We start from the raw sequence: 15,291 nt of genomic DNA, 5'->3' as shown, positions 1-15,291 counted from the left end.
CGTGATCCGCTCACTAAGCCGGCTGACGCCGGTGCTCGCGACGCTGGCGGTGTTCCTCGCCGGCTTCATCGCCTGCTCGCTGGTCTATCCCAACTTCGCCTCGCTGCGGGTGGTGATGAACCTGCTCACCGACAATGCCTTCCTCGCCATCGTCGCCGTGGGCATGACCTTCGTCATCATCTCCGGCGGCATCGACCTCTCGGTCGGCTCGGTGATCGGCTTCACCACCGTGTTTCTCGCCCTCGCCATCGAGCGCTGGGGCGTGCCCCCGCTCATGGCCTTCGTGCTGATCCTCGTCATCTGCGCCGCCTTCGGCGCGGCGATGGGCGCGATCATCCAGTATTTCGAGCTGCCGGCCTTCATCGTCACGCTGGCCGGCATGTTCCTGGCGCGCGGGGTGAGCTTTCTGCTGTCGACGGAGTCGATCCCGATCACCGCCGACCTCTACGCCCACCTCTCCGAGCATGCCTTCCGCTTCGAGGGCGGCTCGCGGCTTACCGTGCCGGCGATGATCATGATCGCCGTGGTGCTCGCCGGCATGGTGCTGCTGCACCTCACCCGTTTCGGCGCCAACGTCTATGCGCTCGGGGGCTCGCGCCAGGCCACCGCGCTGATGGGCATCAACGTCGCCCGTACCACGGTGCTCATCTACACCCTCTCCAGCGTGCTCGCCGGTCTCGCGGGAATCGTGTTCTCGCTCTACACCTCGTCGGGCTATTCGCTCTCGGCGGTCGGCGTCGAGCTCGACGCCATCGCCGCGGTGGTGATCGGCGGCACGCTGCTCTCGGGCGGCTATGGCTTCATCTTCGGTTCCTTCCTCGGGGTGATGATCCAGGGGCTGATCCAGACCTACATCAGCTTCGACGGCATGCTGTCGAGTTGGTGGGCGAAGATCGCCACCGGGCTGCTGCTGTTCGCCTTCATCGCCTTCCAGCAGTTCACCCTGCACCTCGCCCGCCGCTCCCGGCGCGCCCCGGCCGGAGTTCACCCATGAGCGCGCCGAACGCCTCGCAGATCATCGTCATTCCGGCCCGCCGCGCCCATTCCAACCATGCGGAAGTCGCCCGCACCATCGGCATCGACATCATCGCCGGGCGCTATGGCGAGGGCGCCAAGCTGCCGGGCGACGCCGAGCTGACGCTCATCTTCGGCGTCTCGCGACCGGTGCTGCGCGAGAGCGTCAAGACGCTGGTCGCCAAGGGCCTGCTCTCCACCAAGGCACGAGTCGGCACGGTGGTGCGCGAGCGGGCGTTCTGGAACATGTTCGATTCCGACGTGCTGGCCTGGCATCTCGACGCCGGCATCGACAAGCGCTTCCTGCGCGACCTCTCGGAGATCCGCCTCGCGGTGGAGCCACGCGCCGCCGCGCTTGCCGCCGAACGGCGCACCGAGGCCGACCTCGTGGTGATGCGCCGCGCGGTGGCGCAGATGAAGGACGAGCCCGGCGCCTCGGAAAGTTTCGCCGAGGCCGACCTGACGCTGCACGTCGCGGTGGCCACCGCTTCCGGCAACCCGTTCATGCGCTCCATCGGCGCGGTGATCGAGGCGGCGTTGCGGGCCTCCTTCGTGCTCTCCGCCCCGGGCGACGCGCGCGAACACGGCATCGCCGTCGCCGCCCATGAGCGCATCGTCGAGACTATCGCCGACGCCGATGCCGAGGCCGCCGCCGCCGCCATGACCAATGTGATCTTCAACGGCCTGCGCCGCCTTGGCGCGGCAGGCTGAACGGGTGCCCAGATGAGCGACGACGGGTCGAGCAACGACAACAAGAAGACGCTGCGTAGTCAGGCCTGGTTCGGCCGGCAGGACAAGATGGGGTTCTACTACCGCTCTTTCCTGAAGAATTCCGGCCAGCCGCAGGACCGCTTCGACGGCCGCCCGGTGATCGGCATCTGCAACACCTGGTCCGAGCTGACGCCCTGCAACATCCATTTCCGCGACCTCGCGGAGCATGTGCGGCGCGGGGTTCTGGATGCCGGTGGCTACCCGCTGGAGTTCCCCGTCTCCTCGCTCGGCGAGGTGACGATGCGCCCCACCGCCATGCTGTTCCGCAACCTCGCCTCGATGGATGTGGAGGAGGCGATCCGCGCCCACCCGCTCGACGGCGTGGTGCTGCTGATGGGCTGCGACAAGACCACGCCGGCGCTGTTGATGGGCGCCGCCTCCGCCGACCTGCCGGCGATCGGCGTTTCCGGTGGCCCGCAGCTGCGCGGCGTCTATCGCGGCCAGATCATCGGCTCGGGCACCAACATCATCTCGATGAGCGAGCAGTTGCGGGCCGGCGAGATCACGCTGGCCGAGTTCCACGAGGCGGAAGCGGGGATGAACCGCTCGTCCGGCTCCTGCATGACCATGGGCACCGCCTCCACCATGGCCTCGATGGTCGAGGCGCTCGGCATCGGCCTGCCGGAGAACGCCGCCATCCCCGCTGTAGACGCCCGCCGCAACCTGCTGGCGCGCATGGCCGGCCGGCGCATCGTCGAGATGGTGCAGGAGGACCTCAAGCCCTCCGACATCCTCACCCGCGACGCCTTCGAGAACGCCATCCGCGCGCTGGCCGCCATCGGCGGCTCGACCAATGCGGTGGTGCATCTGCTCGCCATTGCCGGCCGCGTCGGCGTCGACCTCACCTTGGCCGATTTCGACCGGCTCGGGCGCGACATTCACTGCCTGGTCGACCTGATGCCGTCGGGTCGGTTCCTGATGGAGGATTTCTACTATGCCGGCGGCCTGCCGGCGGTGCTGCGCACGCTCGGCGAACGCGGGCTGCTTCACCGCGACGCCCGCACCGTCAACGGCCGCACCATGTGGGAAAATGTCGAGAAGGCGCCCACCTGGAACGCCGAGGTCATCACCCCGTTCGAGGCCCCGTTCAAGGCCGAGGCCGGCATCGCCATCCTCACCGGCAACCTCGCCCCCGACGGCGCCGTCATCAAGCCTTCCGCCGCCTCGCCGGAGCTTATGGTGCATACCGGCCGCGCCGTGGTGTTCGAGAGCGTCGAGGAAATGCACCACGCGGTAAATGACGAGGCGCTCGACATCGACGCCTCCTGCATCATGGTGCTGAAACATTGCGGGCCCAGGGGCTACCCCGGCATGGCCGAGGTCGGCAACATGCCGCTGCCGGCCAAGCTGTTGCGCCAGGGTGTGCGCGACATGATCCGCATTTCCGACGCCCGCATGTCCGGCACCGCCTATGGCACCGTCGTGCTCCACGTCGCCCCGGAGGCGACAGCCGGCGGGCCGCTGGCGCTGGTGCGAAATGGCGACCTGATCACGCTCGACGTGCCGGCCCGCGCGCTGCACCTGCATGCGAGCGCGGAGGAACTCGCTGCGCGCCGCGCCGCCTGGGTGCCGCCGGAGCCGCACGCCGTGCGTGGCTACCAGCGCCTTTACATCGACCATGTGCTGCAGGCCGACCGCGGCGCCGATTTCGACTTCCTCGTCGGCCGCACCGGTTCGCCGGTCGGCCGCGACAATCACTAAGGGTGCATGATGACGACGACCTCCACCCCCGGTCCCTATGCCGGCGTCTTCCCGGTCGCGCCGACGGTGTTCGACGCCGAGGGCCGGCTCGACCTCGACGGCCAGAAGCGCGCCGTCGACTTCATGATCGACGCCGGCTCGCACGGCCTGTGCCTCCTCGCCAATTTCTCCGAGCAGTTCGTGCTGAGCGACGATGAGCGCGACCTGATCATGACCACGGTGCTGGAGCACGTCGCCGGGCGGGTGCCGGTCATCGTCACCACCACCCATTTCGCCACCCACATCTGCGCCGAGCGCTCGCGCCGGGCGCAGGAGGCTGGGGCGGCGATGGTGATGGTGATGCCGCCCTATCACGGCGCCACCTTCCGGGTGCCGGAGGCCGCGGTCTACGCCTTCTACAAGGCCGTCTCCGACGCCATCGACATCCCGATCATGGTGCAGGACGCCCCCGTGGCCGGCACGCCGCTCTCCGTGCCCTTCCTCGCGAAGATGGCGAAGGAGATCGAGAACCTCGCCTATTTCAAGATCGAGGTGCCGCAGGCGGCGAACAAGCTGCGGGCGCTGATCGAGGCCGGCGGCGACGCCATTGTCGGCCCGTGGGACGGCGAGGAGGCCATCACCCTGATGGCCGATCTCGACGCCGGCGCCACCGGTGCGATGACCGGGGGCGGCTATCCCGACGGCATCCGCCAGATCATCGACCCTTATGTCGCCGGTGACCGCGAGGCGGCGTTGGACGCCTATATGAGCTGGCTGCCGCTGATCAATTACGAGAACCGGCAGGCCGGCTTCGCCACCGCCAAGATACTGATGCAGGAAGGCGGCATCATCGCCCATGACACGCTGCGCGCGCCGCTGCCGCCGGTCCACCCCGCCACCCGTGCCGGGCTGATCGAACTGGCCCGCCGGCTCGACCCCATGGTGCTGACATGGGGCAAGTGAGGAATATGGATATGAATGACATCACCGGCGCCCTGCTTATCGGCTCCCGCGACATCGCCACTGAGCGGCGTTTCCGGGCGGTCGATCCCGCCAGCGGCGCAGTGCTCGAACCGGCCTTCGCCGATGCCGGACCCGGCGAGGTCGCGCAGGCGGCCGCTCTCGCGGCCGAGGCGGCCCCGCTCTACCGCGCCATCACGCCGGAAGCGCGCGCCGCCTTTCTCGACGCCATCGCCGCGAACATCGAGGCCATCGGCGACGAACTCACCGCGCGCGCCGCGCAGGAAACCGGCCTGCCGGCGGCCCGCCTCACCGGGGAGCGCGCCCGCACCACCGGCCAGCTCAGGCTGTTCGCCGGGTGGGTACGCGCCGGCGGTGCCGACGAGCCGCGCCTCGACAGCCCGCTGCCTGAGCGGGCCCCGCTGCCGCGCGCGGATCTGCGGATGCGCCATATCGGCATCGGCCCGGTGGCGGTGTTCGGCGCCTCCAATTTCCCCCTCGCCTTCTCCGTCGCCGGCGGCGATACCGCCTCGGCGCTCGCCGCCGGCTGCCCGGTCATCGTCAAAGGCCATCCCGCCCATCCCGGCACGTCGGAGCTGGTCGGCCGCGCCATCCGCGCCGCGGTCAGCGACGCCGGCCTGCCGGAAGGCGTGTTCTCGCTGCTGACCGGCACCAGCAATGAACTCGGCGGCGCTCTGGTGGCCGATCCGCGCATCAAGGCGGTGGGTTTTACCGGCTCGCGCGCCGGTGGGCTGGCGCTGTGCCGCATTGCCGCCGGTCGTCCCGAGCCGATCCCGGTCTATGCCGAGATGAGCAGCATCAACCCGGTGTTCCTGCTGCCGGGCGCGCTGAACGCCCGTGCCGAGGCGCTGGCGACCGGCTTCGTCGGTTCGCTGACCATGGGTGCCGGGCAGTTCTGCACCAATCCCGGCCTCATCATCGCGCTGGCGGGCGGGGGGCTCGACCGCTTCATCGCCGCCGCCGCAACCCACGTATCGTCCGCCGCGGCCGCGACCATGCTCACCCCCGGCATTGCCGGCGCCTATGCCAGGGGCGTCGCCACTCTGGAGGAACGCGCCGATGTCGCCGAGGTCGCCCATGGCAATGAGGGCGGCCCGAACAGCTGCCGGGCGACGCTGTTCGTCGCCGAAGCCGCCGTGTTCCTGAGCGAGCCGGTGCTCTCGCACGAGGTGTTCGGCGCCTCCTCGCTGGTGGTGCGCTGCGCCGACGCGGGCGAGATGCGGGCGGTCGCCCGCGCACTCGAAGGCCAGCTCACCGCGACGCTGCATCTTGAGCCCGAGGACCACGCCCTCGCCGCCGCGCTGCTGCCGATCCTTGAGGACAAGGCGGGCCGCATCCTCGCCAATGGCTGGCCGACCGGCGTCGAGGTCTGCCATGCCATGGTGCATGGCGGTCCTTTCCCGGCCACCTCCGATCCACGCTCGACCTCGGTCGGCACCCTCGCTATCCGACGCTTCCTGCGCCCGGTCTGCTACCAGGACCTGCCCGAGGCGCTGCTGCCCGCCGCCGTGCAGGCGGGCAATCCGCTCGGCCTGCCCCGCCTCGTCGACGGCAAGCCGGAAACCGACGGGGACGCCCGCCCATGAGCGCGATCCGTCTTGCCCTTGTCGGCCTCGGCAAGATCGCCCGCGACCAGCACCTGCCCGCCATCGCGGCGACGCCGGGCATCGAGCTGGTGGCGGTGGCGAGCCGCAGCGCGACGCTCGACGGCGTCGCCCATTTCGCCACGCTGGCCGATCTGCTGGCGAGCGGCGAGGCGATCGACGCAGTGGCGCTGTGCACCCCGCCGCAGGGGCGCCGCGAACTTGCGGGAATGGCGCTAAGTGCCGGAAAGCACGTGCTTCTGGAGAAACCGCCGGGTGCCACGGTCAGCGAACTCGGCCCGCTCGTCGCCGCCGCCCAGGAAAGGGGCCGGACCCTGTTCGCCACCTGGCATTCGCGCTTCGCGCCGGCGGTGGAACCGGCCCGCGCCTTCCTCAGCGAGGTGCCGCCGCGCGCGGTGCGGGTGACATGGAAGGAAGATGTCCGCGTCTGGCATCCCGGCCAGCGCTGGATCTGGGAGCCCGGCGGGCTCGGCGTGTTCGATCCCGCCATCAACGCGCTGTCGATCCTCACCGCCATCCTGCCGCGTCCGGTCTTCATCACCAGCGCCGGGCTTGATTTCCCCTCCAACTGCGCCGCCCCCATCGCCGCGACGCTGGCCCTCGCCGATGCGGGCGGGCTGCCGGTGCGGGCCGAACTCGATTTCCTGCAGACCGGGCCGCAGAGCTGGGACATCGTGGTCGAGACCGACCGCGGCACGCTCACCCTCGCCCAGGGCGGGGCCGTCCTGTCGCTCGACGGGCAGGTGCTCAGCGCGCTGCCGGAGACCGAATACCGGAATATCTACAAGCACTTCGTCGAACTTGTTGCAGCCGGTAGGTCGGATGTCGATCTCGCCCCGCTGCAACTCGTCGCCGATGCTTTCCTGCTGGGGCGGCGCACCCTCGTCGCGCCGTTCCACGAGTGAGCCGAGGAGAACCCATGCACGGCAAAGACCTCAAGAGCGAGCGTTCGCTGCGCTCCCGCGCCTGGTTCGACAACCCGGCCAATATCGACATGACCGCGCTCTATCTGGAGCGCTACCTCAATTTCGGCCTCAGCCAGGAGGAATTGCAGAGCGGCCGGCCGATCATCGGCATTGCGCAAACCGGGTCGGACCTGTCGCCCTGCAACCGCCACCATCTGGAACTCGCCAAGCGGGTGCGCGAGGGCATTCGCGAGGCCGGCGGCATCGCCATCGAATTTCCGGTCCACCCGATCCAGGAAACCGGCAAGCGCCCCACCGCCGGTCTCGACCGCAACCTCGCCTATCTCGGTCTGGTCGAGGTGCTCTATGGCTACCCGCTCGACGGCGTAGTGCTGACCATCGGCTGCGACAAGACCACCCCGGCCTGCCTGATGGCGGCGGCGACGGTCAACCTCCCGGCCATCGCGCTCTCGGTCGGGCCGATGCTGAACGGCTGGTACAAGGGCGAGCGCACCGGCTCGGGCACCATCGTATGGAAGGCCCGCGAATTGCTGGCGGCGGGCGAGATCGACCATGCCGGCTTCGTCAAGCTGGTCGCGTCCTCCGCGCCCTCCACCGGCTACTGCAACACCATGGGCACGGCGACCACGATGAACTCGCTCGCCGAGGCGCTGGGCATGCAGTTGCCCGGCTCCGCCGCCATCCCCGCGCCCTATCGCGACCGGCAGGAGATCGCCTATCGCACCGGGCTGCGCATCGTCGAGATGGTGCATGAGGACCTCAAGCCTTCCGACATCCTCACCCGCGACGCCTTTCTCAACGCCATTCGCGTCAATTCGGCGATCGGCGGCTCGACCAACGCGCCGATCCACCTCAACGCGCTGGCGCGCCACGTCGGGGTGGAACTGACCATCGACGACTGGCAGACCTATGGCGAGGAGATCCCGCTGCTGGTCAATCTCCAGCCCGCCGGCGAATATCTCGGCGAGGACTATTACCACGCGGGCGGCGTGCCGGCGGTGGTCAACCAGTTGATGGGACAGGGCCTTATCGCCGAAGGGGCCATGACGGCGAACGGGCGCTCCATCGGCGAGAACTGTGCGCGCGCGCACATCGAGGACGAGGCGGTGATCCGCCCCTTCGACCAGCCATTGAAGGCGAATGCCGGCTTCCGCGTGCTGCGCGGCAACCTCTTTTCCTCCGCCATCATGAAGATGAGCGTGATCAGCCCGGAGTTCCGCGTCCGCTATCTCTCCAACCCGGACGACCCGGAAGCCTTCGAGGGGCGGGCCATCGTGTTCGACGGGCCGGAGGACTACCACGCCCGCATCGACGACCCCGCCCTCGCCATCGACGAAACGTGCATCCTGTTCATGCGCGGCGCCGGCCCGGTCGGCTATCCCGGCGCGGCGGAAGTGGTCAACATGCGGGCGCCCGACTACCTCATCAAGGCCGGCGTGCACGCCCTGCCCTGCATCGGCGACGGCCGCCAGTCCGGCACCTCGGGTTCACCCTCCATCCTCAACGCTTCGCCGGAGGCGGCGGTCGGGGGCGGCCTCGCTTTGCTGCGCACCGGCGACCGGGTGCGCATCGACCTCAGGCGCAACAGCGCCAACATGCTTGTGACTGACAACGAACTCGCCCACCGCCGCGCGGAGCTGGAAGCGGCCGGCGGCTATGCGTACCCGCCCCACCAGACGCCCTGGCAGGAGATCCAGCGCGGCCTCGTCGGGCAGTTGGAGGCCGGCGCGGTGCTGGAGCCGGCGGTGCGCTACCAGCGCCTCGCCCAGACCATGGGGATACCACGTGACAACCACTAGTCCCGGACCGGCCGCGACAACGCCGCCCCTGACCGTCCCCGAGGCCGTCGTGCTGGGCGATCAGCGCTGTCTGCTTGGCGAGGGCCCGACCTATGACGCGGCCAGCGACACCGCCTGGTGGTTCGACATTCTGGAGCGGCGCCTGTACGCGGCTCGGCTCGGCACCGGCGCCATCTCCGTCCATCCGTTGCCCTTCATGGCCAGCGCGCTGGCTTATGTCGACGACGCCTGCCAGCTCCTCGTCACCGAGAGCGGCCTGGTCCTGCGCGACACCGCCACCGGCCGGCTGGACGTGGTCGCCTCGGTCGAGGCCGACAATGCGGTGACCCGTTCCAACGACGCCCGCGTGCACCCCAGCGGCACGCTCTGGTTCAGCACGATGGGCCTGGATGCCGAGCCGGGCGCGGGCACCATTTACGCCTTTCACGCGGGATCGGTGGTGCCGCTGTTTCCCGGCATCACCATTCCCAACGCCATCTGCTTCGCGCCGGACGGGGCCATCGGCTATTTCGCCGACACCGCCGCCGGCACGCTCCACCGGGTCCGCCTCGACCCTGGCACCGGCCTGCCGCTGGAGGCCCCCACCGTGCTGCACCACCACGCCGGCGAGGGCGGCCTCGACGGCGCCGTCACCGATGCCGAGGGGCTGATCTGGTGTGCCATATGGGGCGGCGCGCGCCTCAACGCCTATTCGCCGGAGGGAGAGTTCCACCGCAGTGTGCCCCTCCCCGCAAAACTGACGACGTGCCCGGTCTTCGTCGGGCCGGGGTTCGACCGCGTGCTGGTTACCTCGGCCTGGTATCACATGGACGACGCCGCCCGCGCGGCCGACCCTCACCATGGCCGAACCTTCCTGGTCGATGTCGGCGCCCGTGGCCGTGCCGAGCCGCGTGTCCGGCTGGGAGGCCGCTGATGGACTGCGTCTCGCATGTCGTCGTCGACTGGGGCACGTCGAGCTTCCGCCTCTGGGCGCTCAACCGCGCCGGCGGCGTGCTGGCCGAACGGCGCAGCGCGCAGGGCCTGCTCGCCGCCGCGTCCGAAGGCTTCGAGCACGTATTGGACTCTCATTTGGCCGCGCTGTCGGTTCCCGAGGGCGTGCCGGTGATGATGTGCGGCATGGTCGGCGCGCGCGCGGGCTGGGTCGAGGCCGCCTATATGGACGCCCCGGCCCGGCTCGACCGGCTGGCCGAACAGGCGGCGCAAGTCCCCTCCGCGCGACGCCCCATCCGCATCCTGCCCGGCATCGCGCAGCGCGGCGCGGGCGAGGCGGACGTGATGCGTGGCGAGGAGACCCAGTTGCTGGCGCTCGTCGGCGACGGCTTCGAAGGGCTCGCCTGCCTGCCCGGCACCCATTCCAAATGGGTCGTCGTCGCGCAGGGGCAGGTGCAGCGCTTCGCCACCTTCCTGACCGGCGAGCTGTTCCACCTGCTGCGCAGCGGCTCGGTCATCGCCCCGGCGGTCGAGGCGGCTGCGGTGATGAACCCGCGGGCGCCGGCCTTCGCCCGCGGGGTCGAGGATGGCCTCGCCGCGCCGGAGACGCTCGCCAACCGGCTGTTCCGCCTGCGCGCTTCCTGGCTGCTCGAAGGCACGGCGCCGGCCGACACGCTGGCGCGCCTCTCGGGCCTGCTGGTCGGAAGCGAGCTGGCCGGGGCGGCACGGCAGGTCGGCACGCTCGCCAATGTCGCGCTGGTGGCCTCCGGTCCGGCGGCCGAGGTCTATGAAAAGGCGCTCGCGCTGGCCGGCGTACCCGGCGTCGTCCGGCACGACGCGGAACGTCTCGTCCGCTCCGGGCTCCACGCCGCCGCCCTCAGCGCCTTCCGACTGGAAAGGGCATCCGCATGAATTCCCCTTCGCCCCGGCACATAGCCTGGCCCACGATGCGCCGCTCGCTGGTCGCCATCCTGCGCGGCATAGACCCGTCCGAGGCGGAGGCGGTCGTGGGCGCGCTGATCGAGGAGGGGCTGGAGGCGATCGAGATCCCGCTCAACTCGCCGAACCCGTTCGTCTCCATCGAGGCCGCCGCCCGCCTCGCCCCGCCCGGCGTGCTGATCGGCGCCGGGACGGTGCTGTCGGTCGAGGAGGTCGACCGGCTGGCCGAGGCCGGCGGGCGGCTGATGGTGAGCCCGAATGTCGCGCCGGAGGTGATCGCCCGCGCCAGCGGCCACGGCATGGTCACCATGCCCGGCGTGCTGACCCCGACCGAGGCGCTGGCGGCGGTGAAGGCCGGTGCCTCGGGGCTGAAGTTCTTCCCTGCCAATCTGCTCGGCCCGTCGATCATCCAGGCCATCGCGGTGGTGCTGCCGCCCGGCACGGTGATCGGGGCGGTAGGCGGCGTCGGCGAGGCGGAGTTCGCCGCCTATGCGGCCGCCGGTATCCGCACCTTCGGCCTCGGATCCAGCCTCTACCGGCCCGGCGCCACCGCGCCGGAGGTGCGGGCGAAGGCCCGTGCCGCCGTCGCCGCCTACGACGCGGCGTTTCCCGCACCACAGGAGGCTCGACGGAACGACGGCTAGGACCCGGACAGGATGCGGGGGCAGCCCCGCCAAGAAAACCGGCACGCAAAGGCGGCCACTGAAAATGCAGAACGTGAAACGCTCAAGGAGCTGACGATGAAACGCCTGACGACAATATTCTCCGCCACCGCCCTCGCGCTCGGCGCTCTCACCCTCGCCCTCCCCGCCTCGGCCCAGGACAAGGCCACGGTCGGCATCGCCATGCCCACCAAGTCCTCCGCCCGCTGGATCGCGGATGGAGACAACATGGTTAAGGTGCTCAAGGAGCGCGGCTACAACACCGACCTGCAATATGCCGAGGACGACATCCCCAACCAGCTCTCGCAGATCGAGAACATGGTGACCAAGGGCGCCAAGGTACTGGTGATCGCCTCGATCGACGGCACCACGCTCTCCGACGTGCTGAAGCAGGCGCACGCCCAGGGCATCAAGGTCATCGCCTATGACCGCCTGATCCGCGAGACACCGAACGTCGATTACTACGCGACCTTCGACAATTTCCAGGTCGGGGTTCTGCAGGCGCAGTCGCTGCTCAAGGGCCTTGGCTATCCCGAGAACAAGGGGCCGTTCAACATCGAGCTGTTCGGCGGTTCGCCGGACGACAACAACGCGTACTTCTTCTATGACGGCGCGCTTTCCGTGCTGCAGCCGTTGATCGACAACGGCACGCTGAAGATCGCTTCCGGCCAGACCGGCATGGACAAGGTCTCGACGCTGCGCTGGGACGGCGCCACCGCACAGGCGCGCATGGATAACCTGCTCAGCGCCTACTACTCCGACAAGAAGCTCGATGGCGTGCTCTCCCCCTATGACGGGCTGTCGATCGGCATCCTGTCCTCGCTCAAGGGCGTGGGCTATGGCTCGGGCGACATGAAGATGCCGGTCGTCACCGGGCAGGACGCGGAAGTACCGTCGGTCAAGTCGATCCTCGCCGGCGAACAGTATTCGACGATCTTCAAGGACACCCGCGAACTCGCCAAGGTCACCGCCGACATGGTGGACGCCTCGCTCACGGGCAAGGAAGTCACCGTCAACGACAACAAGACCTACAATAACGGCGTCAAGGTCGTGCCGTCCTACCTGCTCAAGCCGGTGGTGGTCGACAAGGACAACTGGAACCAGGTGCTGGTCGGCTCGGGCTACTACAAGCCGGACCAGATCAACTGACATCGCAAATGAACGCCGAGGACCGCGCCGGCGACACCCGCCGGCGCGGACCCGCGCGATGGAACGGGCCATGAACGCTCTCCTGAAAATGCAGGGCATCAGCAAGCACTTCACCGGAGTGAAGGCGCTGAGCGATGTCACCTTCACCGTCGAGCCCGGCGAGATTCACGCGCTGGTCGGCGAAAACGGCGCCGGCAAATCCACCCTGATGAAGGTGCTGAGCGGGGTCTACCCGCACGGCTCCTATGAGGGCGCCATCGTCTTCGACGGCGAAGAGCGCCGCTTCGGCGACATCACCGCCTCGGAGGCGCTCGGCATCATCATCATCCATCAGGAACTCGCCCTGATCCCGCTGATGTCGATCGCCGAGAACATCTTCATCGCCAACCCGCCGGGCCGCTTCGGCGTCATCGACCGCGCGAGCGTGCACCGGCGCACCAAGGAACTGCTGGCCAAGGTCGGGCTCGACGAATCCCCGGACACGCTGGTGACCAATATCGGGGTCGGCAAGCAGCAATTGGTGGAGATCGCCAAGGCGCTGTCGAAGAAGGTGCGCCTGCTGATCCTCGACGAGCCGACCGCCAGCCTCTCCGAGAAGGACAGCGCCGCCCTGCTCGACCTGCTGCTCGAATTCAAGGCGCAGGGCATCGCCTCCATCCTCATCTCGCACAAGCTGAACGAGGTCTCGAAGGTCGCCGACCGCATCACCGTGCTGCGCGACGGCCGCACGGTCGATACGCTCGACTGCCATCAGGGCGCGGTGGAAGAGGACCGGATCATCGCCAAGATGGTCGATCGCGACCTCGAACACCGCTATCCCAAGCGCGAGCCGCGTATCGGCGAGCCGATCTTCAAGGTGACCGACTGGTCGGCATTCCACCCGCTGCATTCCGACCGGCAGGTGATCAAGAATGTCGACTTCGAGGTCCGGCGCGGCGAGATCGTCGGCATTGCCGGGTTGATGGGCGCGGGGCGGACCGAGTTCGCCATGAGCGTGTTCGGCCGCTCCTGGGGCCAGAAGATCACCGGCCGGGCGGAAATGGACGGACGCGAGGTCGACCTGTCCACGGTGCGCCGCGCCATCGACGCCGGTCTCGCCTATGTCACCGAGGACCGCAAGCATCTGGGCCTCCTGCTGGCCGAGGACATCCGCAAGAACGTCACGCTCGCCAATCTTCCGGCGATCGCACCGGGCCGCATCATCGACGACATCAAGGAACTGCGCGTCGCCTCCGACTATCGCGGGCGCATGCACATACGCTGCCACAGCGTGTTCCAGGAGACCGGCAAGCTCTCCGGCGGCAACCAGCAGAAGGTGGTGCTGTCGAAATGGCTGTTCACCGACCCGAAGGTGCTGATTCTGGACGAGCCGACGCGTGGCATCGATGTCGGCGCCAAGTATGAAATCTACTGCATCATCAACGAGCTGGCCGAGGCCGGCAAGGGTGTCGTGATGATCTCCTCGGAGATGCCGGAACTGCTCGGCATCTGCGACCGCATCTGCGTCATGAACGAGGGCGCCTTCGTCGGCGAGTTCCCCGGGGCGGAGGCCACGCAGGAGAAGATCATGCGCGCCATCATGCGTAAGGGAGAGCAACACCCCATGGAGGCATTGGCATGAGCGACGCCGCGCTGAAGGACAAGGCGCATCACGCCGGATTCCTGAAAAACAACCTGCGCGAATACGGGATGCTGATCTCGCTCTTCGCCATCATGATCTTTTTCGAGGTGGTGACCAACGGCACGCTGATGCGGCCGCTCAACCTCACCAATCTCGTGCTGCAGAACAGCTACATCGTCATCATGGCGCTGGGCATGCTGCTGGTCATCGTCACCGGCCATATCGACCTGTCGGTCGGCTCGGTAGCGGGCTTCATCGGCGCCGTCGCCGCCGTGCTGATGGTGAAGTACGGGGTGCACTACATCCCGGCGACACTCATCTGTCTCGTGCTGGGAGGGTTGATCGGCGCGGCGCAGGGCTACTGGGTGGCCTATTTCAGGATCCCGTCCTTCATCGTCACCCTCGCTGGCATGCTGGTGTTCAAGGGGCTGGCGCTCGCCATCCTTGCCGGCCAGTCGGTCGGCCCGTTCCCGCCCACCTTCCAGAAGCTCTCCTCCGGCTTCATTCCTGAACTGGCGCCCGGCGTCGGGGGGCTCTACCTGACCTCGCTGGCGGTCGGCACCGTTCTGGCGATGGTGCTGGTCTGGCTCAACTTTCGCGGCCGGGCCCGGCAGGAGGCGCATCACGTCGCCACCGAGCCCTATGGCTTCTTCGTCGCCAAGAACGTGCTGCTGTTCGGCATCATCGTCTATTTCGCCTATCTGATCGCCTCGCATCGCGGCATGCCGAACGTGCTGGTGATCATGACCGCGCTGATCGCGCTCTATGCTTTCATCACCACCCGCACCACGATCGGCCGGCAGATCTACGCCGTCGGCGGCAATGAGAAGGCGGCCAAGCTCTCGGGTATCAAGACCGAGCGGCTGACCTTCCTCACCTTCGTCAATATGGGCGTGCTGGCGGCGCTGGCCGGCCTCGTCTTCGCCGCCCGGCTCAACACGGCGACGCCGAAGGCCGGCCTCGGCTTCGAGCTCGACGTGATCGCCGCCTGCTTCATCGGCGGCGCCTCGGCCTATGGCGGCGTCGGGCGCGTCGGCGGGGCGGTGATCGGCGCGCTGATCATGGGCGTGATGAACAACGGCATGTCGATCCTCGGCATCGGCATCGACTACCAGCAGGTCATCAAGGGCCTCGTCCTGCTCGGCGCCGTCTGCCTCGACGTCTACAACCAGAAGCGCTCCTGAGGCAGCGGGGGGCAACATCGCCCCGCGCGGC

At 68.6% G+C, this 15,291-nt stretch carries 13 protein-coding genes; all 13 read left to right on the top strand.

Annotated features, from left to right (window positions below; all coding sequences use genetic code 11):
* Position 1 precedes the first annotated feature (1 nt).
* The 13 genes from yjfF (at position 2) to mmsB (ending at position 15,260) form a co-directional block, all read left to right on the top strand.
* Complete coding sequence (gene yjfF / locus KHC23_RS11680; protein ID WP_213372632.1) at positions 2-994, top strand: galactofuranose ABC transporter, permease protein YjfF; 993 nt, start codon at positions 2-4, stop codon at positions 992-994.
* Positions 991-1,725 (top strand): FadR/GntR family transcriptional regulator, encoded by a 735-nt coding sequence (locus KHC23_RS11675; RefSeq protein WP_213372630.1) that lies wholly within the window; start codon positions 991-993, stop codon positions 1,723-1,725. The genes yjfF and KHC23_RS11675 overlap by 4 nt, the downstream gene beginning before the upstream one ends.
* Positions 1,726-1,737: 12 nt before the next feature.
* A complete protein-coding gene (locus KHC23_RS11670; protein WP_213372628.1) occupies positions 1,738-3,486 on the top strand; it encodes an IlvD/Edd family dehydratase in 1,749 nt (582 codons plus the stop codon).
* A gap of 9 nt (positions 3,487-3,495) precedes the next feature.
* Positions 3,496-4,428 carry a dihydrodipicolinate synthase family protein gene (locus KHC23_RS11665; RefSeq protein ID WP_213372626.1) on the top strand — a complete coding sequence of 311 codons (933 nt, stop codon included), beginning with the start codon at positions 3,496-3,498 and terminating at the stop codon, positions 4,426-4,428.
* 5 nt (positions 4,429-4,433) lie between these two features.
* Positions 4,434-6,032 (top strand): aldehyde dehydrogenase (NADP(+)), encoded by a 1,599-nt coding sequence (locus KHC23_RS11660; RefSeq protein WP_213372624.1) that lies wholly within the window; start codon positions 4,434-4,436, stop codon positions 6,030-6,032.
* Positions 6,029-6,955, top strand: a complete 927-nt coding sequence (locus KHC23_RS11655; RefSeq protein ID WP_213372622.1) for a Gfo/Idh/MocA family protein — start codon at positions 6,029-6,031, stop codon at positions 6,953-6,955. The genes KHC23_RS11660 and KHC23_RS11655 overlap by 4 nt, the downstream gene beginning before the upstream one ends.
* A 14-nt stretch (positions 6,956-6,969) precedes the next feature.
* Positions 6,970-8,775, top strand: coding sequence for an IlvD/Edd family dehydratase (locus KHC23_RS11650; RefSeq protein WP_213372620.1), 1,806 nt, complete (start codon positions 6,970-6,972; stop codon positions 8,773-8,775).
* A 28-nt stretch (positions 8,776-8,803) separates the two neighbouring features.
* Positions 8,804-9,688 (top strand): SMP-30/gluconolactonase/LRE family protein, encoded by an 885-nt coding sequence (locus tag KHC23_RS11645; RefSeq protein WP_213373223.1) that lies wholly within the window; start codon positions 8,804-8,806, stop codon positions 9,686-9,688.
* Positions 9,688-10,617 carry a 2-dehydro-3-deoxygalactonokinase gene (locus tag KHC23_RS11640; protein ID WP_213372618.1) on the top strand — a complete coding sequence of 310 codons (930 nt, stop codon included), beginning with the start codon at positions 9,688-9,690 and terminating at the stop codon, positions 10,615-10,617. Before KHC23_RS11645 ends, KHC23_RS11640 begins: the two co-directional genes overlap by 1 nt.
* Positions 10,614-11,288, top strand: a complete 675-nt coding sequence (locus tag KHC23_RS11635; protein WP_213372616.1) for a 2-dehydro-3-deoxy-6-phosphogalactonate aldolase — start codon at positions 10,614-10,616, stop codon at positions 11,286-11,288. Before KHC23_RS11640 ends, KHC23_RS11635 begins: the two co-directional genes overlap by 4 nt.
* 90 nt (positions 11,289-11,378) lie before the next feature.
* Positions 11,379-12,455: a multiple monosaccharide ABC transporter substrate-binding protein gene (gene chvE / locus KHC23_RS11630; RefSeq protein WP_373878507.1), complete on the top strand. Its 1,077-nt coding sequence runs from the start codon at positions 11,379-11,381 to the stop codon at positions 12,453-12,455.
* A gap of 70 nt (positions 12,456-12,525) precedes the next feature.
* Complete coding sequence (gene mmsA, locus KHC23_RS11625) at positions 12,526-14,076, top strand: multiple monosaccharide ABC transporter ATP-binding protein (RefSeq protein ID WP_213372612.1); 1,551 nt, start codon at positions 12,526-12,528, stop codon at positions 14,074-14,076.
* On the top strand, positions 14,073-15,260 hold the full coding sequence (gene mmsB, locus KHC23_RS11620; RefSeq protein WP_213372610.1) for a multiple monosaccharide ABC transporter permease: 1,188 nt from the start codon (positions 14,073-14,075) through the stop codon (positions 15,258-15,260). Before mmsA ends, mmsB begins: the two co-directional genes overlap by 4 nt.
* Positions 15,261-15,291 lie beyond the last annotated feature (31 nt).

This window comes from Ancylobacter dichloromethanicus (genome assembly GCF_018390645.1).
GTDB lineage: Bacteria > Pseudomonadota > Alphaproteobacteria > Rhizobiales > Xanthobacteraceae > Ancylobacter > Ancylobacter dichloromethanicus.
The sequence above is the reverse complement of the archived record's forward strand: the minus strand, read 5'-3'. Positions and strand labels throughout refer to the sequence as shown.